19 protein-coding genes and 1 tRNA gene are annotated in these 23,822 nt (G+C 42.2%); 13 read left to right on the top strand and 7 right to left on the bottom strand.

Features of this window, described 5'->3' with window-relative positions; translation table 11 throughout:
• The first annotated feature begins 241 nt into the window (after positions 1-241).
• Positions 242-1,402, top strand: a complete 1,161-nt coding sequence (locus H6G75_RS26315) for an extracellular solute-binding protein (protein WP_190982864.1) — start codon at positions 242-244, stop codon at positions 1,400-1,402.
• 134 nt (positions 1,403-1,536) lie between these two features.
• Here the strand turns inward: H6G75_RS26315 and H6G75_RS26310 are convergent, their stop codons facing one another.
• Together H6G75_RS26310 and H6G75_RS26305 are read right to left on the bottom strand one after the other, a co-directional pair.
• On the bottom strand, positions 1,537-2,061 hold the full coding sequence (locus H6G75_RS26310; protein WP_190982863.1) for a hypothetical protein: 525 nt from the start codon (positions 2,059-2,061) through the stop codon (positions 1,537-1,539).
• Between the two features lie 250 nt (positions 2,062-2,311).
• Positions 2,312-3,139, bottom strand: coding sequence for a carbohydrate ABC transporter permease (locus H6G75_RS26305; protein ID WP_190982862.1), 828 nt, complete (start codon positions 3,137-3,139; stop codon positions 2,312-2,314).
• A gap of 317 nt (positions 3,140-3,456) precedes the next feature.
• Between H6G75_RS26305 and H6G75_RS26300 the strand changes: the two genes are divergently transcribed.
• The 5 genes from H6G75_RS26300 (at position 3,457) to folE (ending at position 8,322) form a co-directional block, all read left to right on the top strand.
• A complete protein-coding gene (locus tag H6G75_RS26300; RefSeq protein ID WP_190982861.1) occupies positions 3,457-4,152 on the top strand; it encodes an aldehyde oxygenase (deformylating) in 696 nt (231 codons plus the stop codon).
• 209 nt (positions 4,153-4,361) lie between these two features.
• Entirely contained in the window at positions 4,362-5,381 is a 1,020-nt protein-coding gene (locus H6G75_RS26295; RefSeq protein ID WP_190982860.1) for a long-chain acyl-[acyl-carrier-protein] reductase, read from the top strand.
• Between the two features lie 103 nt (positions 5,382-5,484).
• Complete coding sequence (locus H6G75_RS26290; protein ID WP_190982859.1) at positions 5,485-6,465, top strand: acetyl-CoA carboxylase carboxyltransferase subunit alpha; 981 nt, start codon at positions 5,485-5,487, stop codon at positions 6,463-6,465.
• A 364-nt stretch (positions 6,466-6,829) separates the two neighbouring features.
• Positions 6,830-7,555, top strand: a complete 726-nt coding sequence (locus tag H6G75_RS26285; protein WP_190982858.1) for an SDR family oxidoreductase — start codon at positions 6,830-6,832, stop codon at positions 7,553-7,555.
• A 59-nt stretch (positions 7,556-7,614) separates the two neighbouring features.
• Complete coding sequence (gene folE / locus H6G75_RS26280; RefSeq protein WP_190982857.1) at positions 7,615-8,322, top strand: GTP cyclohydrolase I FolE; 708 nt, start codon at positions 7,615-7,617, stop codon at positions 8,320-8,322.
• Between the two features lie 47 nt (positions 8,323-8,369).
• Here folE and H6G75_RS26275 read toward each other — a convergent pair whose 3' ends face one another.
• The gene (locus H6G75_RS26275; RefSeq protein WP_190982856.1) at positions 8,370-9,002 is read right to left on the bottom strand and encodes a phosphoribosylanthranilate isomerase; all 633 of its coding nucleotides are present in this window, start codon (positions 9,000-9,002) and stop codon (positions 8,370-8,372) included.
• Positions 9,003-9,108: 106 nt separating this feature from the next.
• On the opposite strand from H6G75_RS26275, the gene psaK reads away from it, so the two are divergent.
• The 4 genes from psaK to H6G75_RS26255 all read left to right on the top strand — a co-directional run bounded on the left by psaK (position 9,109) and on the right by H6G75_RS26255 (position 12,059).
• Positions 9,109-9,360 (top strand): photosystem I reaction center subunit PsaK, encoded by a 252-nt coding sequence (psaK, locus tag H6G75_RS26270; protein ID WP_190591604.1) that lies wholly within the window; start codon positions 9,109-9,111, stop codon positions 9,358-9,360.
• Positions 9,361-9,587: 227 nt separating this feature from the next.
• Complete coding sequence (locus H6G75_RS26265; RefSeq protein ID WP_190982855.1) at positions 9,588-10,142, top strand: CAP domain-containing protein; 555 nt, start codon at positions 9,588-9,590, stop codon at positions 10,140-10,142.
• Between the two features lie 307 nt (positions 10,143-10,449).
• Complete coding sequence (locus H6G75_RS26260; protein WP_190982854.1) at positions 10,450-10,926, top strand: tryptophan-rich sensory protein; 477 nt, start codon at positions 10,450-10,452, stop codon at positions 10,924-10,926.
• Positions 10,926-12,059 (top strand): HhoA/HhoB/HtrA family serine endopeptidase, encoded by a 1,134-nt coding sequence (locus H6G75_RS26255; RefSeq protein WP_190982853.1) that lies wholly within the window; start codon positions 10,926-10,928, stop codon positions 12,057-12,059. Before H6G75_RS26260 ends, H6G75_RS26255 begins: the two co-directional genes overlap by 1 nt.
• Positions 12,060-12,101: 42 nt before the next feature.
• On the opposite strand, the gene H6G75_RS26250 is transcribed toward H6G75_RS26255, so the two are convergent.
• The 4 genes from H6G75_RS26250 to H6G75_RS26235 all read right to left on the bottom strand — a co-directional run bounded on the left by H6G75_RS26250 (position 12,102) and on the right by H6G75_RS26235 (position 18,680).
• Positions 12,102-13,526: a WGR domain-containing protein gene (locus tag H6G75_RS26250; protein WP_190982852.1), complete on the bottom strand. Its 1,425-nt coding sequence runs from the start codon at positions 13,524-13,526 to the stop codon at positions 12,102-12,104.
• A 215-nt stretch (positions 13,527-13,741) separates the two neighbouring features.
• Positions 13,742-13,813, bottom strand: a tRNA-Gly gene (locus H6G75_RS26245).
• Positions 13,814-13,865: 52 nt separating this feature from the next.
• Positions 13,866-17,033, bottom strand: coding sequence for an efflux RND transporter permease subunit (locus tag H6G75_RS26240; protein WP_190982851.1), 3,168 nt, complete (start codon positions 17,031-17,033; stop codon positions 13,866-13,868).
• Between the two features lie 189 nt (positions 17,034-17,222).
• Positions 17,223-18,680, bottom strand: a complete 1,458-nt coding sequence (locus H6G75_RS26235; protein ID WP_190982850.1) for an efflux RND transporter periplasmic adaptor subunit — start codon at positions 18,678-18,680, stop codon at positions 17,223-17,225.
• Between the two features lie 500 nt (positions 18,681-19,180).
• On the opposite strand from H6G75_RS26235, the gene H6G75_RS26230 reads away from it, so the two are divergent.
• The 3 genes from H6G75_RS26230 (at position 19,181) to H6G75_RS26220 (ending at position 23,559) form a co-directional block, all read left to right on the top strand.
• Entirely contained in the window at positions 19,181-20,056 is an 876-nt protein-coding gene (locus tag H6G75_RS26230) for an Npun_R2479 family HD domain-containing metalloprotein (protein ID WP_190982849.1), read from the top strand.
• A gap of 86 nt (positions 20,057-20,142) precedes the next feature.
• The gene (locus H6G75_RS26225) at positions 20,143-21,261 is read left to right on the top strand and encodes an ABC transporter permease (protein ID WP_190982848.1); all 1,119 of its coding nucleotides are present in this window, start codon (positions 20,143-20,145) and stop codon (positions 21,259-21,261) included.
• A gap of 180 nt (positions 21,262-21,441) precedes the next feature.
• On the top strand, positions 21,442-23,559 hold the full coding sequence (locus tag H6G75_RS26220) for a response regulator (RefSeq protein ID WP_190982847.1): 2,118 nt from the start codon (positions 21,442-21,444) through the stop codon (positions 23,557-23,559).
• Positions 23,560-23,822: the final 263 nt, after the last annotated feature.

Below are 23,822 nucleotides of genomic sequence, written 5' to 3'. Positions count from 1 at the left end.
GGGGTTAGGGGGGGATCAAAACCTTAACTGAACCGTATTGGTTTTTAGAGAAGAATTTAGAAGTATGAAGGTGTAAGAATGCAGGTGTTCAAAACCCTTACATCCCTAAAACCTCAATCAAACCTTTAATTTTGCCTATCACTGCATAAATCCTACGCCCTATTCCCCACTCCCTATTCCCTCACTTTTAACTGCAATGTAAGACAATAGTCTAAAATCTAAGTTTACATATCCAAAATCAATGGATCGACGCTCATTTTTACTCAGTATAAGTGGATTGGCACTGTCGCAACTGCTGGTGGGGTGCGAGAATAAAAACCAAACCAAACTCAGCGTTCAGTTATTAAAAAATTCTATTCCTGCTCAAGTAGTTGATCAATTTAGCCAACTTTTGCAGCCAAAGCCAAAGTTAAAATTCTCTCCAGTTGAGCAAATTTCAAATTTATATCAACAATTGCAACGTTGGCAAGAACCACCAAAAACCAACGATAAACAAAATTGGACGCGCTGGGTTCCATTTATTAATTCCCAAACAACTGATGTAGTAGACTTGGTAAGTTTGGGAGATTACTGGTTAAAAAGTGCCATTGAGCAAAAATTAATTCAACCGCTAGAAGCAGCAGAAGTCCAACAATTAAAATCTTGGTCGAATTTGGACGAAAGATGGCGACAATTAGTAACGCGCAATGAACAAGGAAACTTAGATCCTCAAGGAAAAGTCTGGGCTGCGCCTTATCGTTGGGGTAGTACAGTGATTGTATACGATCGCCAGAAATTTCAAGAACTAGGCTGGCAACCCCAAGACTGGAGTGATTTATGGCGGGATGGGTTGCGATCGCAAATTTCTTTACTAGATAATCCTAGAGAAGTCATTGGTCTAGTATTGAAGAAACTTGGACAATCCTACAACACAGAAAACCTCGATACCGTACCCAACCTGGAAAAAGAACTGCAAACTTTAAACCAACAAGTAAAATTCTACAGTTCTAACAACTACCTCGAACCTTTAATTACAGGAGATACTTGGTTAGCCGTTGGTTGGTCAAGTGATGTATTACCAATTTTGTCACGTTATCCCCAACTTAATGTAGTCATTCCCAAATCAGGAACAGCCATTTGGGCAGATTTATGGGTACGCCCCACTAAAGCCAGTAAAAACGACATATCATCTAAGTGGATTGACTTTTGTTGGCAACAAGAAATCGCTAAACAAATCACCACCAAAACCAAAACTAATTCCCCAATTATTTCTGATATTAAAATTACTGATATTGCTGAACCAATACGCAATTTATTACAAACAAATCAGCAAGCTTTCCCGAAAAGTGAATTTTTGCTGCCATTATCAGTATCAACAGCAAAACAGTATGAATCTCTGTTTACTAAAATCAAGACAAGTTAATTAAATAGTTGGGAAAAGGCAGGAGGCATTGGTTCGACTACGCTCACCAACCGGAGGCAGGAGGCAAGATAATTTTAGTTTAATTAACCTAAAAATACTAATAAAATTTTCACCTGTAACCTATCACATATCACCTATAACTCAGATGATTGCTGTAATACTAATCTATTTAAAGAATTAATTTGAATGCGGCATGATGTTGGGTTAGTTTGAAAATTACAGGTATAACTCCCTAAAAGTTCCTGCTGATAATTAAACACCCGCAAATTATAAACATCCTTTCGGGCAACATTGCCGAGGCGATTTACAAAACTGTAGCGTTCTAGATAATCTAGTATGCTCCAAACTTGTTGATTAACAATGACATCTACTCTTCCAGGGGTGTTTGCAGTAGCAGGATAAGCTATCCAATTATCCAATAACTTACTTTCAGAATTAGCTTGCGCTAACCATAAACTTGGAGTTGTTAATCCTTGTGGGTTAATGGTGTTAGCTGTAATTACGTTGCTGTTAGGTTTAGTTAATAAATCTAGTTCTAAAGGCGCATCTGAAGGTAAGGGAACAGCAGCTATTTCTGCTAATGCAGGAGAGAATGGTAACAGAAAAATTGCACCCAAGCTGAAACCTAAAAGTATTGGCAAAGATTTTTGGCAAGACATAGACTAACACCCTTTGCTGATTTAGCAGTCCTATTTGATGGGGAGAGGAGAGGGACAAGGGAGACAAGGAAGAGGAGAGGACAAGGGAGGGTATTTGATATCTAAAAAAGTTGTTTATTTGGTCATTTATTAAGAGTTTCCAGCCTATTCTAGGTTGCTTCACCTAGTGCGGTGCAATTACCGACTTACTACTACCTTGTCTTCCTTGTCCTCCTTGTCCCCCTTGTCTCCCTTATCCTCCTTGACAACATCAATTCTTGATTCCCGTTGTCGCAATTCCCCGAATAAATTGACGCTGACCAATTAAAAATAGTGCCATCACTGGTACGGTTGCAATAGTTACTGCTGCCATCATCAAAGGCCAGTTGTTGGTAAATTGTTCTTGAAACTCGGCCAATGCCAACTGTACAGTTCTTAATTCGGGGCGTGTGGTAAATACCAGCGGCTTAAACAAATCATTCCATTCCGCGATAAAGGTGAACAAAAACAGCGTCACCAAAGCGGGACGAGCTAAAGGTAATAACACCCGCCATAAGATTTGTAACCTGTTTGCGCCGTCAATTATGGCTGCTTCTTCTAGTTCTACAGGAATTGTCTGAAAATATTGGCGTAAAAGAAATATGCCAAAACCATTAACAGCCGTGGGTAAAATCAGCGCCCCATAGGTATTAATTAAGTGTCCCCACTTCAACACCAAAAATATAGGTATAACCAACAGCTGAAAAGGAATCACTAGGGTTGCTAAAACAACTAACAGCAATGCTTGTCTGCCACGAAATTTCAATCTTGCCAAGGCGTAACCAGCCAAAGCAGAGGTGACTAGCTGAAATGCGGTGACTGCGATCGCTACTACAGTAGAATTAGCAAAAGCTAAGAGGAACTTCCCGCGCTGCCACGCATCATTGTAATTACCTAACGACCAATTTCGCGGCATCGTGATGTCTGGAGTCGCGCCAGGGGGTGCAAAAGAAGTGAAAAAAACGACAAACAGCGGTAACAAGACAATGAATGCTCCTAACAGGAGTACCGCTAAACTAACAATATCGCCAGATTTGAGATTCCAACTAGATTTCATCATAAGTGTGAGATAGCAGAGCTTAGGGGCGAGGGGATTTCCAATTCAAAAAATATCCCATTGATGGGGTAGGCAAGGGAGCAGGGAGCAGGGGGTAGATAGAATTATCACTTGATTAAATTATTGACCATTGACTCTTGACGATTAAATCGACTCTCTGCATTTGTTTCTTTAGTACTAGAGCATCGCCCCCAGCAAAAGCTAATCTATTACATAGTGACTTGTTAAGTTAAATTAAACAACAGTGAAGATTGCCCTAAAATGACAGGGTAAATTAAGCGTTAGTATCAAATGATTCATTTTACAGGAGTGACGATACCATGCAGCAGTTGGCAGATGGATTAGAAATAGATTTCCAAAGTGAAACATATAAAGATGCCTATAGTCGGATTAATGCGATCGTGATTGAAGGGGAACAAGAAGCTTATGAGAATTACATTAAACTAGCTGAACTGCTGCCTGATAATCATGATGATTTAATTCGCTTGTCGAAAATGGAAAGCCGCCATAAAAAAGGCTTTGAAGCTTGCGGTCGCAATTTAAACGTGACACCAGATTTGCAATTTGCTAAGGAGTTTTTTGCACCTCTGCACGATAACTTTAAAGCCGCCGCCGCTCAAGGTAACGTTGTCACCTGCTTACTAATTCAATCTTTGATTATTGAATGTTTTGCGATCGCAGCCTACAACATTTACATCCCCGTAGCTGATGCTTTTGCCCGCAAAATTACTGAGGGTGTAGTTAAAGATGAATATAGTCATTTAAATTTTGGTGAAGTTTGGCTGAAAGCTAACTTTGAAGCCTCCAAAGCTGAACTAGAAGAAGCAAACCGCCAAAACTTACCCATTGTTTGGAAAATGCTTAACCAAGTGGCTGCCGATGCTGAAGTATTAGCAATGGAAAAAGAAGCTTTAGTTGAAGACTTCATGATTCAATACGGTGAAGCTTTAAGTAATATTGGCTTCACAACCAGAGATATCATGCGCTTATCAGCCTACGGCCTCTCAGCTGCCTAAACAAGTATGAAGGATGAAGCATGAGGAATGAAGGTTAACCAATAACTCAAAAGTCAGAATCAAATTCATCATTTTGCTAAAATTTCAGACTTTACACTTCATACTTCATACTTCAGACTTCACACTTTGTTGTATTTTTAAGGTTAGGTATTCTCACTTACCCACTCAATTCCACGCTTTCGACGCAGCAAACGCCTAATACACACTACATGTTTGGTCTAATTGGACATCTGACTAGTTTAGAACACGCTCAATCGGTAGCTCAACAATTGGGATACCCAGAATATGCCGATCAAGGGTTAGATTTTTGGTGCAGCGCCCCGCCGCAAATTGTTGATCACATTAAAGTTACCAGTTTGACTGGAGAAACAATCGAAGGCAAGTACGTAGAATCATGTTTTTTGCCAGAAATGCTGGCAAATCGCCGCATCAAAGCGGCAACTCGCAAAATTTTAAATGCAATGGCTCATGCTCAAAAGCATGATATCGACATCACAGCTTTAGGCGGTTTTTCATCAATTATTTTTGAAAACTTTAATTTAGAGCAGTTCAGCCAAGTCCGTAACGTCACATTAGAGTTTGAACGCTTCACTACAGGTAATACACACACTGCCTACATTATCTGTCGGCAAGTAGAGGCGGCTGCAAAACAAGTTGGAATTGAACTGTCGAAAGCAACAGTTGCTATCTGTGGTGCAACTGGGGATATTGGTAGTGCAGTTACACGTTGGCTAGATGCCAAAACAGATGTCAAGGAAATTCTGCTCATTGCTCGGAACCAAGAACGCCTGCAAAATTTACAAGATGAACTAGGGCGGGGCAAAATCATGGCGTTAGAGGAAGCCTTGCCCGAAGCTGATATTGTGGTTTGGGTGGCAAGTATGCCTAAAGGTGTCGAAATTGACCCTAAAGTGTTAAAGCAACCTTGTGTCCTGATTGATGGCGGCTATCCCAAAAATTTAGCGACAAAAATTCAACATCCTGACGTTCATGTACTCAACGGTGGCATTGTTGAGCATTCTTTGGATATTGACTGGAAAATCATGAAAATCGTCAATATGGAAGTGCCAGAACGTCAGCTATTTGCTTGTTTCGCCGAAGCGATGCTACTGGAATTTGAGAAGTTACATACGAACTTTTCTTGGGGGCGTAATCAGATTACCGTAGACAAAATGGAGCAGATTGGTCAAGCATCGGTGAAACATGGCTTTAGACCTTTGCTGCTTTAACAACGTTAAAAGTCAAAAGTTAAAAGGTAAAAGAATCTTTTTACTTTTGCCTTTTTACTTTTTACTTGTTTAATCCCCAATCCCTAGTTCCTCATCCCTAAATATGGCCACAACCGAGCGTAAACCACTACTGTTGGATTTTGAAAAGCCGTTAGCCGAACTCTCAAACCGCATTGAGCAGATTCGGCAACTAGCAGAAGAAAATGGTGTTGATGTATCTGGCGAAATTCGCAAGCTAGAAGCACGCGCCACAAAACTGCGTGAGGAGATTTTTAGTACATTATCTCCGGCTCAAAAGGTACAAGTTGCCCGTCATCCCCGTCGTCCCAGCACACTGGATTATATTCAGGCAATTACTGATGAATGGATGGAGTTGCATGGCGATCGCTGTGGGACTGATGATCCGGCTTTAATTGCTGGTGTTGCTCGTTTAGGGGGGCAGCCAGTAGTGATGTTAGGTCAACAAAAAGGGCGTGACACTAAGGATAACATTGCACGGAATTTCGGAATGGCGGCTCCTGGTGGTTATCGCAAGGCAATGCGGCTGATGGAACATGCCAATAAGTTTGGTATGCCGATTTTAGCTTTTGTAGATACACCAGGCGCTTTAGCCACCGTCGCCGCCGAACATCAAGGTGCAGGCGAAGCCATTGCCTATAATCTCCGGGAAATGTTTAGCTTGGATGTACCAATTATCTGCACAGTGATTGGCGAAGCAAGTTCTGGTGGGGCGCTAGGGATTGGCATTTGCGATCGCCTACTGATGTTTGAACATGCTGTTTATACTGTGATCAGCCCTGAAGGTTGTGCCGCAATTCTCTGGAAAGATGCCAGCAAAGCACCCCAAGCTGCTATGGCTTTAAAAATTACTTCCCATGACTTAAAAAATTTAGGGATTATTGACCAAATTCTGGCAGAACCCATTGGTGGCGCTCACTCTGACCCGCTAGAAGCCGCAACCACCCTCAAACAAGCCCTTTTAGATAATTTAGATGAACTCAAACAATTAACATCCCAAGAAAGACGGCAACTGCGTTACGATAAATTCCGCAAAATCGGTGTTTTTACAGAAATTCCCCACTAGCAAACTAAAGCTGGGTCATTAATTCAAGACAATGTTATAATTGCCTGTGGTTCTTAAAGATTTTTAACAATCTTTTTAACCACAGGCATTTGTATTTGTGATAAATCGACTCACTTAAATGAGAGATTGCGTGTAGTTTTGCGTAACTTACTGCGAGTAGACAGCCTAAAAATCCAGATGAAGACTGAAGTTTCATCCTGGGGAGGTGTTTTATGGGGATAATTTCCCATATTGACAATTCAATATAGCAATTGTCAAAAAAAATTATCGGAATTTAAGGTTACTTTAATGTAGCCCATCCGAAAGACTTAAATAATTTGGTGGCAAAGGGCTGGGGCCACTGCCAAAAAAATGAGGGGAAAGTATGGGTAGTAAGCAGAAACAACGCGCCCTGATTACTGGGGCGAGTAGTGGAATTGGCAAAGCAACAGCTTTGGCATTTGCTAAAGCTGGCATAGATGTTGCCTTAGTCAGCCGTTCTTTAGATAAATTAGAGGCGGTAGCAACAGCAGCCAAGCAAAGCGGAGTAGAAGCTAAAGCATACACCCTAGATTTAGCCGATTTACCCCAAGTAGAAGCGAAAATCACCGCGATCGCCCAAGATTTTGGCAACATAGATATTTTGGTGAATAACGCCGGAATAGGCTATACAGGTAATTTAAGCGAAACAAGCTTAGAAGACTGGCAACAAGTTATTAACATCAATCTCACCAGTGTATTTGAGTGCATCAAAGGAATTTTACCGGGGATGCGCGATCGCAGCACAGGCACAATTATCAACGTAGCCTCAATCGCTGCCAAGCAAACCTTTGCTGGATGGGGAGCCTATTGTGTTAGCAAAGCCGGACTTCTAGCCCTTTCTCAAACCCTGGCTCAAGAAGAACGCGCCCACGGTATCCGTGTCACGGCCATTTGTCCTGGTTCTGTAAACACAGAAATTTGGGACACAGACACCGTTCACGCCAACTTTGACCGTTCAAAAATGTTAACTCCAGAAATTGTGGCACAATCAATTCTCCACACTGTCTTATTGCCACCACAAGCAGTGATTGATGAATTGGTTCTGATGCCCAATACAGGCACATTTTGAGTGCTGAGTGCTAAGTGCTGAGTATCGCAAACATCCAAAAACTAACTAAAAATTACATCATGACTATTGCTAGTTCTAACGGTTCCAATCGTATTCAATCTCCTCTGATTTCTGACTTGGCAGATGCCATCAATACCAGACCCGATCGCAACACCCACGACGGTAGACAACCAGATTTGCAACCGCCTTCTGAGGAACATATGGAGCAAATGATGGATGCCGTCAGAAACATCATAGTCGGCGTTGGGGAAGACCCAGAGCGTGAAGGATTGCTGAAAACTCCCAAACGTGTTGCGGAAGCAATGCGGTTTCTTACCAGTGGCTATAACCAATCTTTAGACGAACTATTGAACGGTGCCATTTTCGATGAAGGACATAACGAAATGGTACTCGTTCGAGATATTAATTTCTTTAGCCTTTGCGAACATCACATGCTGCCTTTTATGGGTAGAGCGCATCTTGCTTATATTCCCAATCAAAAAGTTGTGGGCTTAAGTAAGTTAGCCCGGATTGTGGAAATGTACTCCCGCCGTTTGCAAGTTCAAGAAAGATTGACCCGCCAAATCGCCGAAGCAATTCAAACGATTTTGGAACCTCAAGGTGTGGCAGTAGTTATGGAAGCCACTCACATGTGTATGGTAATGCGGGGTGTGCAGAAACCCGGTTCTTGGACTGTTACTAGTGCCATGCTGGGTGTATTCCAAGATGAACAAAAAACCCGCGAAGAATTCTTGAGTTTGATTCGCCATCAACCATCATTCTTCTAGAAGTCTGAAGTGTGAAGTATGAAGTCTGAAATTTCACACTTCATACTTCACACTTTGGTCTTCAATCTTTCAAATAGTAGTGCGACTTTATTTAAATCTTTATCTCCTGGTTGAATTTCGACACCACTAGATAAATCTATACCGTTAGGGTTGACCATACTTAAAGCCTCTAAAATATTTGCTGGGGTTAATCCTCCGGCTAAAAACCACGGCGTACTGGGGTGGAATTTTTCTAGCATTGTCCAATCTAACGTTTGACCTGTACCCCCTAACTGTTGGGGATGATAGGCATCAAGTAGTAAAGTATCTACGTGTTCAGCATAAATAGCAGCTTGTTGCAGGTGGTCAAGACTGCGTATCCGCAATGCTTTGAGAATTTCAACATTGGGGATATTTTGCTTTAATTGGTAGCAAAAATCCGGTGATTCATCTCCGTGTAACTGTACACCAGTTAAACCCGCATCTTGAACTATCTGCTGAATTTCCTGAATGTGAGCATTAGCAAAAACGCCAATTTTATCAATGTTATCTGGTAATTGGGTGACGACTGCGCGGATTTGCGTTGCAGTTACGTAACGAGGTGAAGTAGGTACACAAATGAATCCCAAGGCTGTTGCGCCTAAAGATGCGATCGCAGTTGCTTGTTGTGGTTGAGTGATGCCACAGATTTTTACCCGCATATAGTTCTAAAGAGCGAATTTTTGCTAACTATTTTTGGTTGCTGACTCACTAATTCTATAATTTTGAAGGTTTTATGAATTTTTTCATTTAGGAGACCAAACGTTGATGTTATCAAATTTACTGGCAGCAGCAGCTAATGTCCCCGCTACCCCTGCGTGGACTCCTACCGTTGGCATCATTATCAGCGTTACCAGCGTGGTGATTCTGTTGCTATCTACCCGCATTGAGCAGCCTCAAGTTGGGCCTAAATTACCAGGGTTGCCCGTAAGTGTTACTACCTTTATCGCGGCTATGGCTTTTGGTCACATTGTTGGTATTGGTATTGTTTTAGGACTGACTAATATTGGTCGCCTGTAAATCCCAGATAACAGAGGAGTGAGGTTATCATCCAATCTCATCCTCTGGGACTCATTGTTTTTCTTTCTCCAGCAATGTAACTCTCAAATCTAGGTCAGTTGAATTTGGCGATTTTTGTTACCTTAAAGACAGAACTCACAGCAACTTCATCATGACAACTAAATTGATAGTTCTTGGCTGGAGAAAGAAACATCAAGGTGAGCCAATTGGGTTTGGTAAGTAAGTTGATGCAAAATAAACTACCTCAAATTATTTGGTTAGCTTCAGCAGCGATCGCACTTTTGGTAAGTGGCTGCGAAGAAATGCTCAAATATGCCCCGCCATTACCCGACATTGAATTACCATCTCAGCAACCACCCCAGCCTGTAATTCCGCCAGCCTCTGCCAAAATTGCAGACATGGAAGCCGCAATCCGCCAAGGTATCAACAAAGTACGGCAAGAAAACGGACTTCAGCCTCTGCAAAATAATGACAAGCTCACTCAAGTAGCCCGCAACTACAGCCGTCAGATGGCGCAGCAAAAATTCTTTAGTCACACTGGTGCCGATGGCAGCACCTTAAAAGACAGAATACGTACAGGGAGAATCTCTTATTTGATGGTGGGAGAAAACTTATTTACCTGTACAAACGTACCGCAACCTGTACCAGCAGCCATTAAAGGTTGGATGAATAGCCCCGGACACCGAGCCAATATTTTGCGTCCGGTGTTTCAAGAGACTGGTGTGGGAATTTGGCGCGTTGGGAATACATACTATATGACTCAGTTATTTTTACGCCGATAACCTGTAAGAACGTGTCTGTCCACATACTTGTTATTAAGGCAACTGAGGAGAGGGTTTAACGTTTCTGTACAGATTTACCGAATCACAACTAATTAACCGAATATGATCAGCTCAAAAACATTTAGTTTGCATATCTAAAATTAAATTAAACTCTTGTGGGGTGGGCATCTTGCCCGCACATATTATGCAAGTTAAATGTGCAACAGCTTATAACCTGTAACCTGTAACCTATCACCTATCACCAGATAGGTGCAGCGATCGCAGATTCAATTTAAAATACAAACGTATTACTTTGGCAGGAGTCGTTGTGAAAGCTCGATGGATAATTACAGCAGCTTCAGCAGCCTTGTTTTTTGGCGGTAGTTTGTTCACATCGCTACGCGACCCTTGGTTTCAAAATCTGCAACGTCCTAGTTGGTTAACTTTTGAATTTCTCATTCCCTTTATCTGGACTTTCATTTGGGTTTGCATTACGATTTCTGCAATTATCGTCTGGGAGAAAAGCAGTAAGAAAGGTTCTCGTCCTTGGGGGTTGCTGCTAGTTTATGCGGCCATTGCTTTACTGACATCGCTGTACAGCCCGGTGGTGGTAGAACTCCGCAGTTTGATTGGTGGTATCATTGTTGGCGGTTTAGCAACGCTTTTGGTCTATATTCTGGCTTTTGTCGTTAAGCCAATTTCTCAAACAGCTTCGTGGCTATTTCTTCCTTATGCACTTTGGGGGCCTTTCGGCACTTATCTAACTTGGTTATTACTCCAACTCAATAGCCCCATCAACCCATAATGAAACGTCTGATTTTGCAACTCTCGGTTTATCTAACTGTGCTATTAACTGGATGTGTTGCCAATAGAGATATCAAAAATCCTTTAGTCACAGCAACACTCAATCCAGCATCACCAATTAATGCTAATCAAGATCCAAATTACATCACTCAAGTAGTGCAGAAAGTTGGTTCAGCCGTGGTACGCATCAATTCCACTCGCACTGTTGCCGTATCTCCCCAAGACTCTTATTTAGGACGTTTTTTTAGCGAACAAGTACCAAATCGAGAAGAAGTCCAACGGGGGATTGGTTCAGGGTTTATTATTAGTAGTGATGGGATTATTTTGACTAACGCCCATGTAGTGGCAGATGCAGATAACGTTGCAGTTGTGTTGAAAGATGGTCGTAGCCTTCAAGGTAAAGTAGTAGGAGTTGACCGCGTAACTGATGTGGCGGTAGTTAGAATTAAAGGTACAGGATTGCCAACAGTTAACTTAGGTAACTCCGATAATTTGTTACCAGGGCAATGGGCGATCGCCATTGGCAATCCATTAGGATTAGATAATACAGTCACCCAAGGAATTATCAGTGCCACTCAGCGTTCTGTTGCTGATTTAGGAGTACCCACAGAACGAGTCGATTTTATTCAAACAGATGCAGCAATTAACCCTGGTAATTCTGGCGGCCCCTTGCTCAACGCTCAAGGTGAAGTAATTGGGATGAATACTGCTATCATCCAAGGAGCGCAAGGATTAGGCTTTGCCATTCCCATCAAAACAGCCCAAAGAATTGCCAATGAATTAATCGCTAAAGGACGGGTAGATCATCCTTATGTTGGTATTCAAATGGGAGAGTTAACCCCCGATTTACGCACCAAAATTAATCAAAGTGATACTGGATTAAAAGTTAATCAAGATACAGGTGTGATTATTTTAGGAGTTGCAGCTAACTCTCCCGCTTCCCGTGCTGGCTTGCGTCCGGGCGACATTATTGACAGTATTAACGGTGTAGCAATTCAAGATATTAGACAAGTGCAACAACAGGTAGAAAATACCAAAGTTGGTGATATGATGCAAATTACCATCAATCGTAACGGCAGAAAACAGGCGATCGCAATTCGCACAGTCGCCTTACCTGCAAGAGACGTTAGTTAATCAAGAATTCAGGAGTCAGAATGACAAATGACAAATCACACCTTAATTATTTATCTTTTTAATATCGCCATAGGCGCGATAAAAGCCACCTCTAGCTGACTCGCGGATTTCTTGGACGAGATAGCAGCAGCCTGCTTGGCGAATATCTTTAGGAAACTGCACATTCCAGTCAGAATTGTAGCCTGGGGAAATAACTCTGACGCGCAGTTTACGGCCATCTTGAAAACACTCGACAATTACCCCACTAGTTGTATCTGTAGTAGTTTCCAGAACAGCCGAAGGTGTAACTCCCTCAGTTTTTGGCGCTTTAATCACAGTTGCTTCGGGAATTGTACCAGCTTGAGCAGAGGCGATCGCATTTTCACTCGCATCAATACAAGCTAAACTCCCATCGGTAGTGACAATATAAATTCGAGATTCGTAAAACTGCATAGATAAAGCAGAACCACAACCAGTCCCCAACTTCCACAGTCTTTCCCCGGCTTGGTTAAAGCAGTAAATCGAAGAATTATCATCACCAGCAAACACATATTTACCATTTTGGGCTGTAGCGCAAGAATAAACCGAGGAATCACACTTGTATACTGTTAGTGGTTGACCTTGCTTACTAAAACTATAAATTTTGCGATCGCTTGCACCTGCGTAAACTGTGGATGCTTCTTGCCAACCAAATAATACACTCCCAGCAGTTTTTTGATGCCACAACATTCGACCTTCCTGATTATCGTACATAGTCACCCCTTGACTATGACCGTGATAAATTCCGGCTTCATCACAGCGAACCATCCAACCAGAACTACCTTGACTCAACCGCGTCCATTGTGATTCATCATCATGATCTATAGTTGTCACACCACCATTTGCATCAGAGACAGCTAATAAACCATCTTTAATATCAAGCCAAAAAATATCCACATTTTCATCAATTTTGTAAGCAACGCGGGGTAACTTCCCAGTCAAATCATAGACGTTACCATCATCACAGCCAGCGTAAATCCAGATATCATCAGCAACTAAACATTTCACCCCATCAGGTAATTTAAACTGATTGCTAACTTTCCCTTCATGGTTTAAGGCAAAAACTTGACCTGCTTGATTACCCAGCCAGCAACGGTTAGCATCAATAAAAATTCCAAAAGCTGCGGAATTAGCCGCAAACTTCCACAAGATAGGCGCTTGTTTGGCTGTCGAAGCAGTACTAGTAACTTGGCGGCGAGTTACAGAACGCTTTTGACGCACACCCATCACAGCTTTTTCATAGCCTTTTTTCAGCTTTTCGTTAATTTTTTTCGCCGCTTCCACCTGTGCTTTTTCTGATGTCGGATAAGTTTTTGTTTGCGTCTGTCCTGCGTCACCAATGCGACCGTAGCGGATGCTTACTTGAGTATCTTCAACAATCACCTCATAAAACTTGTGGGAACTTCCACCATCTTCAGATAACTCTAAGTATGTTATTTCTTTAGCCATGATATTTTCCCGTTAGAACTGAATGTAAGTCTACGTAACTTGACCATCCCTCATCGGTTCTAACTATTACCAAGGTTGTATGTCCATAATACCTTGTTTAATACACCCAAATTCACCGAAAAAGAGCTAATATTTGTTTGTTACGATAAAGAAAAACACAGTAATCAGTCAAGATAAAAGCAGTGTAAAGCTTGCTATGTAAGGCTTTTTTTCAAAGCGGGCGATGGGACTCGAACCCACGACGTTCACCTTGGGAAGGTGACATTCTACCACTGAATTACACCCGCGAATAATGGCTATTAGCAAAGTCAAAGCTAACAGACATTATACCATAATTGATTAGTTTTGGATTTCCGATACAGATGTGTTATTTGGCGATCGCATCCCCCTAACTTCTGTTTCTTCCGCAGGTGGTTTTTTACCAAAACCATAACGCAATGTGTTCAAAATCCAAGTTTGGAAGTTATCAATATAGCTAAATATCACTGGTACTACTACCAAAGTCAGCAATGTAGAAGTGGTAAAGCCGCCCATAATGGCAATGCCCATTGGTTGACGCACTTCGGAACCTGCGCCAATACCCAAGGCAAGGGGAAGAGTACCTGCAATTGTGGCTAAGGAAGTCATCATAATTGGTCGCAGACGTGAAACACCAGCTTCAATCAAGGCTTGGCGTTGATTCTTGCCTTCCTGCATATTGATGATTGTGTAGTCCACCAAGAGAATTGAGTTTTTGGTGACAATTCCCATTAACAACACAATCCCAATCAAGGCGTAAATTCCCAAAGGTTTTTGGGCAACCATCAAGGCGACTAATGCACCACCTAAGCAAAACGGCAATGCCGCCATAATCGATAAAGGATGCAGAAAATTGTTATATAAAAGTACCAGAATTGCATAGATGCACATAATAGCTAAAGCTAATGCACCGCCGAACCTGCCAAAAATTTCCTGCATAATTTTGGCACTACCAGAAGGTTGCTGAACAACTCCTGGTGGTAAGTTTTGCATTGCTGGTAGTTGATTCACAGCTTTGACTGCTTCTCCCAAGGAGATACCTTGTAAGTTGGCTTCTACCGCAACTTGACGGGCGCGGTCGTAACGGCTGATGGTGGCGGGGCCACTACCAAACTTGATATCGGCCACAGCTACAAGGGGAACTAAACTCCCGTTTTGGCTAGGAACTTGCAAATTTTTGATAGTATTGATGTCTGCGCGGGCTGTTGGGTCAATTTGTATGCGAATGGGGATTTGCCGATCGCTCAAGTTAAACTTAGCCAAGTTAGCATCATTATCACCAATGGTAGCTAAAGAAGCTGTCCGGGCGATCGCTTGCACTGTTACACCCAAATCGGCGGCGCGTTGCGGGTTGGGTATAACTAAAATCTCTGGTTTGACTAAACTGGCAGTCGAAGAAACTTCCACTAATCCCGGTAAGTTCCGCATTTGTTTTTCCAAGTCATTAGCCGCTTGGTTTAAAGCTACGGGGTTTTCACTCCGTAGCACAATTGATAAACCTTTGCGGCTATCTCCTGGACTTTGGCTTTGAAAGCTAATTCTCGCCCCTGGAATTTCTTGAAACAACGGACGGATTTGTTCTTCAAACTGTTTTTGGGAAATATTGCGTTCTTCTTTGGGCTTTAACTGAATTGATAAGGTAGCGGAATTTATTTCTTCTGTAGCTAACACCTTTTCTACAACTGGGTTTTGGCGAATAATATCAGTTGCTTGAGTAACTACTTTATTGACATCTTCTAAGGTGGAACCGGGCGGAACTTCAATCGAAACATTAGAAATGCCAAAGTCACCGTCATCGACAAAACCCTTGGGAATCAAGGGAACTAACATCAAACTGGCAATGAAAAACGCCATTGCGATCGCAATTGTGGTTAACTTATGGCGTAATGCAGTTTGCAATAAAGACTTATAAGGCTGAAACTGGTGTTTTGGTTGTGGCTTTTTGATTTGACGATAAAAAATTTGACTTAATCTGTTCTTAGCGTCAGTAGCACTAGATTGATGTTTTTTATCCTTTAATAAATATGCCCCCATCATTGGCGTAATCATCCGCGCTACCATTGTGGAAAAAATTGTAGACACCGCCACAGTTACACCAAAGGGTTGAAAAAACTGACCAGGAACACCCCCCATAAACGCCACAGGCAGAAACACCGCAATAATTGTTGCGGAACTGGCCATCACCGCTAATCCCACTTCGTCGGAAGAGTCAAAAGCTGCTTCCCAAGGAGATTTCCCCATTGCTATATGCCGTTCCATATTTTCAATTTCCACCACGGCATCATCTACCAAGTTACCAACAGCCAAAGCCAATGCCAGCAAAGTCATGTTGTTGAGGGTATATCCCAAAGCTTGCTGCACGGCAAAGGTCGGAATCATCGATAAAGGTAGGGCAACGGCAGTAATTAAAGTTGCTCGCCAATCGCGTAAAAAGAGTAAAATCACGATGATTGCCAGCACTGAGGCTTGAATCAACTCATCAATGGTGCTTTGATAAGATTGGCGAATAATATCGGCTCTGGTAAAAATTAACTCGATTTTGATATCTGGGGGCAGAGTTTTTTGCAGTTCGGCGACTGCGGCTTTTACGCCTTGTTCTACACTCACAACCACACTGCCAGTACTCCGCAATACTTGAAAAGCTACCACGGGTTGATTATCCAAACGGGCAGTTTGTCGCACATCCGCGTATTTATCTTCCACCGTACCCAAGCTGGATAAAGGTACAGAACCACCACTAGGTAATAGAATTTCATAAGTTTGCAGCAGATTCACACTGGTAGCACTACCAAGGGTGCGAATTGTTTGTTCACTACCGCCAAGTTCGGCGCGTCCACCAGGTAAATTGATGTTAAAAGCGCGAATTTGGTCGTTTACTTGGGTGGCGGTGATGCCTAAAGATTGTAACCGGTCAGGGTCGAGGTTAATCCGAATTTCGCGGTCAACGCCACCAATGCGCTTGACTTGTGCCACACCTTTGACAGTTAACAAGGCGCGGCTAATAGTTTGGTCTACGATGTTGCTTAATTCTTCAACAGAACGCTGATCTGATTTGACTGCATAAAAGATAATCGGGCCACCGGCAAACTCTAAACGTTGTACTACGGGGTCATTGATATCTTGGGGCAGATTTTGGCGGATTTGAGCGATCGCATTTCTGACATCATTAGTGGCGCGATCGCTATTGGTTCCTAAAACAAAATTAATCGTGGTGGTAGACTTACCATCACTGACACTAGAAATCATATTATCGATGTTGCCCAACCCAGCGACAGCATCTTCAATTTTTTTCGTCACTTGCGATTCCAGTTCTGCTGGCCCTGCACCCGGTTGGGTAACAGTCACAGAAACCGCCGGGACATCAATGTTAGGGTTGGTGTCGATTCCCAATGAAATGAAAGATAACCACCCAACAACTGTCAAAATTAGGAATAAAACAATGGTGGGAACAGGTTTTTTAATTGACCAAGCCGAGATGTTGAAGGACATTTTTGGTGTGGGAGTGAGTGGGGAGTGTGGGGGGTGCGGGGGGTGTGAGAGGTGTGGGGAGTGGGGGGAATGTGGAGGGTAATTTTTTGGATACTTAGCTAGAAATACCACATAAAATTTCGTTCACCCAGACAAGGGAGACAAGGGGGACAAGGGAGAACAACAAATGACTCTTAACTCTGTAACCTATCACCTATCACCTGTCACCTTGACGCGATCGCCATCTTTGAGATAACCTGCACCATCAACGATGACGCGGTCGCCTAATTGCAAGCCATTTTTAATTTCTACGAGTTCGCTATTTATTGGTTCTCCGACTTCTACTTTCTGGCTTTGGACTAAATCATCACCGGAGAGGGTGTATACAATCGCACTACCATCGGCTTGGGGTTGTACGGCTTTTTGTGGTATTGCCATTGCCAGTGCTGTGTTTGTTGTAATAGCCGCACGGGCAAACATCCCTGGCCGGAGTAAGTTGGTTAAAGGTAAGTCGATTTTGACTGTTGCTTCTCGTCGTTTATCGTTCACTAAAGGTTGTATTTCTCTGACTCTGCCTTGCAACTGCACGCGATTGTCAATATCGGAGGTAATTTGTACAGCCGCGCCAATTTCTACTTGTGCTAGTTGAATTTCGGGAACTTCGGCTTGCAGTTCTAACCTGCCATCCCGAATAATCGAAAACAGTTTTTGTGTTCCCCCAATCACTGTCCCTACTTGGGTTTGAGGCGGAATACCTGTCACATCACCCACTCTGGCGAGTTTCTCCGCCACAATTCCCGAAATCGGGGCGCGGACTACTGTTTGTTTTAACTGTGTTTGTATTTGTATCACCTTAGCAACGCTAGTCCGCACATCTGCTTGGGCTTTATAAATATTGGCGACAGCACTTCCAGTATTAGCTTGGGCGCTAATGACATTAGCTTGGGCGCTGCGAATATTTTCTTCAGCCAGCCGCACCGCCTCGGTAGCTGTTTTAACTGTGTAGGCGCGAGTATCCAGTTCTTGCAGACTAATCGCCCCAGCCATTGCCAATTTGCGATAACGCAGATAATTCTTTTGGGCTTCTTCTAACTTGGCTTTAGCTTGGCCTAAATCAGCTTTTTTTTGCCGCACGATCGCTTCATAAGATGCGACAGTGGCTTGTTGTGAGACTACACCTGCCTGTTTTGAACCCACATCAGCTTGTTTGGATTCTACCTCGGCTCTGGCTCCACTCATTTGGGCTTGCAACATAGAGTCATCTAAAATTGCCAAAACTTGTCCCTTTTTGACATAAGTACCTTCCTTGATATCTTCAGGAATGATTTTGACTTGTAAACCATTGGCTTGGGGCAGAACTGGAATTAAATCACGGGCGGCGATCGTACCTGTAGTATTTAAGGTACGAGAAACACGGGTAGTTTCCACTGGGGAAACAGTCACCGTCAGGACTGGGTTAGATTTAGGCGTGATTTTATTCGCTACAGCTTTGTCTTGCCGCGCTGGTAATTGAGTTAACACACCCATACCACCTAATGCGATCGCTATCCCCAAACCAACACCCACAAACATTGGTGTTAGCCAAGGGCGAGTCGGTTGACTGGCTGATTTCTGCCATACGTTAACAACTTCTTCTCGTTCCAGTTCTGGAATACTTTCATCACTCAAGGGACGCACCTCCACTGCGGAAACACACAAATGTTAATTATTTTTAAAAAAGTTTGCGACTAGTTACTGTATATTAAATTTGACTTCCATCTTCAGTTTTGACTGTAATAATCCCCAATATGACAACCATGACACAAGTCATGTTTTTTATTATAAATAAAAAGAAAAAACCGTAATTATACGGAAGTTTTTACTCTGTCTGACTTTGTATTTTCATCACATACGGGGTCTTATTAACGTCACAGATCCTTTGTATGCAGATCACAGGATGGTGTGCATAAATATGAAAAACTGATGAGTGTAGGATACGCCAAATAGTATCTGTTGACAGTCAACTAAGAAAGTATACCTATCATGTGATCGAGATTTCCAGCAACTAGCATTCACAGCCTTATCTGGGTTAAAAAAGATGAATATACTTTTCAATACCAACTAAAGCCTTAATTTTGGGAATCTTAATCACAAACAAGAAATATTCTGATTGGAACTGAGCAACCAATATGTTCAACGCCACTGAAATTTTAATAGATGCTTTTGTCAAGCAAATTCGAGAAGGCTACAGTCGTACTTATGGCTGTCTCAAAAATGATTATCAAGACATCATAGCCTGGGCTGGAAGTATGGCGTTGGAAAATATTGCCAATAGCGATGCCCTATATCACAATGTCGAACACTCTATTTTAGTCACCTTGGTAGGGCAAGAAATTTTACGTGGCAAACACATCCGCGAAGGTGGTGTTTCAAGTGAAGATTGGTTGCACTTTATTATCTCCTTAGTTTGCCACGATATTGGTTATGTCAAAGGAGTTTGCCGCCAAGACCAAGAAGCCGCGAGTTTATACGCCACAGGTAAAAACGGCAGAATGATTTCCCTACATCCTGGTGCTTCTGATGCCAGTCTGACACCTTACCATGTTGATAGAGCAAAACTATTCATTGATGAGCGTTTTGGTGGTCATAAACTCATAGATGCTGAAGTAATTAAAAGTAACATTGAATGGACTCGCTTCCCTGTACCCGCAGCCGAAGATCATCACGATACTATTAGCTTTGCCGGCTTAGTACGGGCGGCTGATTTAATTGGACAATTGAGTGACCCCCGTTACTTAAAGAAAATTACCTCGTTATACTACGAGTTTGAAGAAACTGGGATGAATAAAGTCTTAGGGTACGAAACCCCAGCCGATTTACGCAAAAATTACGCCAAGTTTTATTGGAATGGGGTACATCCTTATATCAAGGATAGTCTGCGTTACTTATCACTCACCCAACAAGGCAAACAAGTGATGGCAAATCTCTACTCCAATGTGTTTGTCGTTGAACATGAAAAAATCCAAGAAGAACAAATGTACATGATGGAGCAATTACATGCTTAGATTGTAGTCATTGGTCATTAGTCATTAGTCATTAGTAAACTTAAACAACAAATGACCAATGACAAAGGACAAAGGACGAATAAATTATGAATTGGTGGCAAAGACTCAAGAAAAACCCTTTGGCGCGGTTCGGGGCGATTTTGCTGTTAATTTTCTATGTAGCAGTGATTGCAGCTGATTTTGTTGCTCCCTATGACCCTTATGTATCACAACCAAATGGTTCACTGCTACCACCAACAAAAATTTATTGGGTTTCCCAAACCTCTGGTAAATTTATCGGCCCCCATATTTACCCGACGACTCAAGGTAACACTGATATTAAGACAGGCGATCGCCAATTAATTGTAGACTCAACAAAGCCATCTCCTCTGCGTTTATTTGTCTCTGGGCCAGAATACCGTTTGTTGCAGTTGAGTTTACCCCTACCCCCCAAATGGGATGAAGTCACAATTTTTCCCGGTATTCCCTTAACTTGGCATTTATTTGGTGCAGATAACAACGCTAGATTAAATATTTTCGGGACTGATGACCAAGGACGCGACCAATTTAGCCGCTTGCTACATGGTGGTCGTATTAGTTTATTTATTGGGATTATTGGTGTAATTTTTACCTTTCCCCTCGGTTTGTTGTTGGGAGGAATTTCTGGCTATTTTGGTGGTTGGTTAGATAGCGTCATTATGCGCTTGGCAGAAGTATTAATGACTTTTCCTAGTATTTATCTCTTGGTGACATTAGGTGCAGTTTTACCACCAGGGTTAAGTAGTACCCAACGCTTTTTATTAATTGTGATTATTACATCTGTAATTAGTTGGGCTGGTTTAGCGAGAGTAATTCGCGGACAAGTACTTTCGATTAAAGAACGAGAATTTGTCCAAGCTGCACGGGCAATGGGTGGAAATCCCCTTTACATTATTGTCCGTCACGTTCTGCCGCAAACTGCTACATATATCATTATTTCTGCAACTTTAGCCGTTCCGAGTTTTATTGGTGCTGAAGCAGTTTTAAGTTTAATTGGTTTAGGAATTCAACAGCCTGATCCTTCTTGGGGAAATATGCTTTCCCTCGCCAGCAATGCTTCAATTTTGGTACTCCAACCTTGGTTAATTTGGCCGCCAGCCGTGCTGATTATTTTGACAGTATTAGCATTTAACTTACTGGGTGATGGTTTAAGAGATGCCCTTGATCCTCGCAGTTTGCAAAGATAAGAGAAAATTTGCAGTCTGAAGTGTAAAGTCTGAAGTGTGAAATGTCATACTTCAGGCTTTTGACTATTGACCATTGACAAATGACAAATGACAGAAACTGTGTCGTGTCATAATAATTCAAGCAATCCTCTTGTAAGAGATTGAAACCTAGACCTGAACTGAATTATAGTGCAATAAATCATGCAGCCTGAACCCAAAGTCAACATCCTTTTGGTAGATGACAAATTAGAAAATTTGTTGGCACTAGAAGCAATTTTAGAAAGACTGGGAGAAAATTTAGTTAAAGCAACCTCTGGTTCTGAGGCTTTGCGGTGTCTGCTGCATCAAGATTTTGCTGTCATTTTGCTAGATGTACAAATGCCGGGAATGGACGGCTTTGAAACTGCTAATTTAGTTCGTAGTCGAGAAAGGTCGCGTCAAACTCCTATTATTTTTCTTACCGCCTTTAGTACCAGTGACCAAATGCTATTTAAAGGTTACGCACTAGGAGCGGTGGATTATTTGCTTAAGCCCATAGATACGAACATATTAATATCGAAAGTTACTGTATTTGTGGAGCTATTTAAAAAGACACAAGCAATTAAAGAACATGCAACTCAACTAGCATCTGTAAATGCAGAACTACGGCAAAGTGAAGAACGTTTTCGTTCTCTGAGTACTTGTTCGCCAGTGGGGATTTTTGAAATAGATACAGCAGGAAAATGTAAATATACTAATCCTCACTATCAGGCAATTTGTGGTTTAAATGCTGCCGAAAGTTTAGAAAAACAATGGCTAGAATTTGTCCATCCTGATGATAGAGAAAGAGCGATCGCTACTTGGTCAAAATACTTAGACAAGGGTTGCCAAAACTACTCAGAGGATTTTCAATTTCTCACAGCTAATCATAGTCGGCGTTGGGTACAGGTGCGTTCATCCCGGATGGTTTCGGCGCAAGGAAAACTACTTGGCTATGTTGGCACACTAGAAGACATCACCGAACGCAAACAAGCTGAAGAAGTCCGCGCTCAAATCATTCGAGAACAAACAGCCAGACAAGAAGCAGAAGCAGCCAACCGGATGAAGGATGAATTTTTGGCTGTGCTTTCTCACGAACTCCGCACACCTTTGACTTCTATGTTGGGCTGGTCAAAAATATTACGTTCTAAAAAACTGGATGACAAAGCTACTGCTAAAGCTTTAGAAGCTATAGAACGTAATGCGACATCTCAAGTGCAATTAATTGAAGACATTTTAGATATATCGCGGATTATTCGTGGTCAGCTAAAACTGAATTTATGTGTAGTGAACTTAGTAACTGTCATTGAAGCTGCCCTAGAAGCAGTGCGTCCCTTAGCTGAGAGTAAACATATTCAAATCAACACAATTCTTGATTCTGCTATTGGTTCAGTTTGTGGTGATCCAGTACGTTTACAACAAATAGTCTGGAATCTGTTAAATAATGCAATTAAGTTTACACCACAAGATGGTAAAGTTACTGTCAATTTAGAACTCATCCAAGAAACTGACACAGAGCCTAGAGATCCAGTCCCATCAAGGGAAATTGTCCTATCTTCTGGCGTATCTCCCATTCGGTTTGTTAGTTCATCTTATGCTCAAATTCAGGTAATTGATACAGGAATTGGAATTGAACCAGACTTTCTCCCCAAAGTATTTGAAAGGTTCCGCCAAGCAGACAGCACTACCACGCGATCGCACAATGGTTTAGGATTAGGACTAGCGATCGTCCGTCACTTGGTAGAACTACACCACGGCATCATTATCGCCGACAGCCCAGGTAAGGGACAAGGCGCGACTTTTACCTTAAGACTCCCCTTAATGCCAAGTCCAAGTCTTGATGGTAAGGCGGAAAACTCGATTGCTTGTGTAGCCGGGAATACACCCTTAGTAGGTTTGAAAGTTTTGGTTGTCGGTGATGAAACAGACAGCCGCAACTTTTTGGCCTTTATGTTTGAAGAGTATGGCGCAAATGCTACAGCAGTCGCATCAGTTGAGACTGCACTGGTAATCATTGAAGAGACAAAACCAGATATCTTGATTAGTGACCTCAGTCTCTCAAACCAAGAAAGTTATAATTTCATTCAACAAGTCCGGGGTTTAGCACCAGAAAACGGTGGTCTTGTTCCAGCGATCGCTTTAACTGCATTTTCCCACGAAGAAGACCGCTTAAAAATTCTCGCCGCCGGCTTTCAGCATTACTTGACTAAACCTGTTGACCCTGAAAATTTAATTAATGTAGTTACTAGCGTTATGGAGAAGAAGTCAGAAGTCAGAAGTCAAAATCATCTTGAACTGTAGAGAGGTTTTACCCTATGTCTCTAAAACAGCCTATAAATTGCCTCTTTATCAAGAAAATATTAGACCTCATAGGTTGTCAATAAACTCCTCAACATTGACTTGTGCTTGCTTAAGAATGCCACTCAAAGTCCCAACCCTGAAGGGGTGACAGAGAAGTTATAAAGCAGACTGGATAAGAGTCATAGCCCGTAAACCTTGCTGAAAATAGGGTAGTTTATGGGGCTTGAGGCGCATCAATTCATCAGCTAAATCAGCCCAAAATT

The sequence above is a fragment of the Nostoc sp. FACHB-280 genome, assembly GCF_014697615.1.
GTDB lineage: Bacteria > Cyanobacteriota > Cyanobacteriia > Cyanobacteriales > Nostocaceae > Nostoc_B.
Note: the sequence above shows the minus strand (reverse complement) of the source record. Positions and strands in the feature narration are given on the sequence as shown.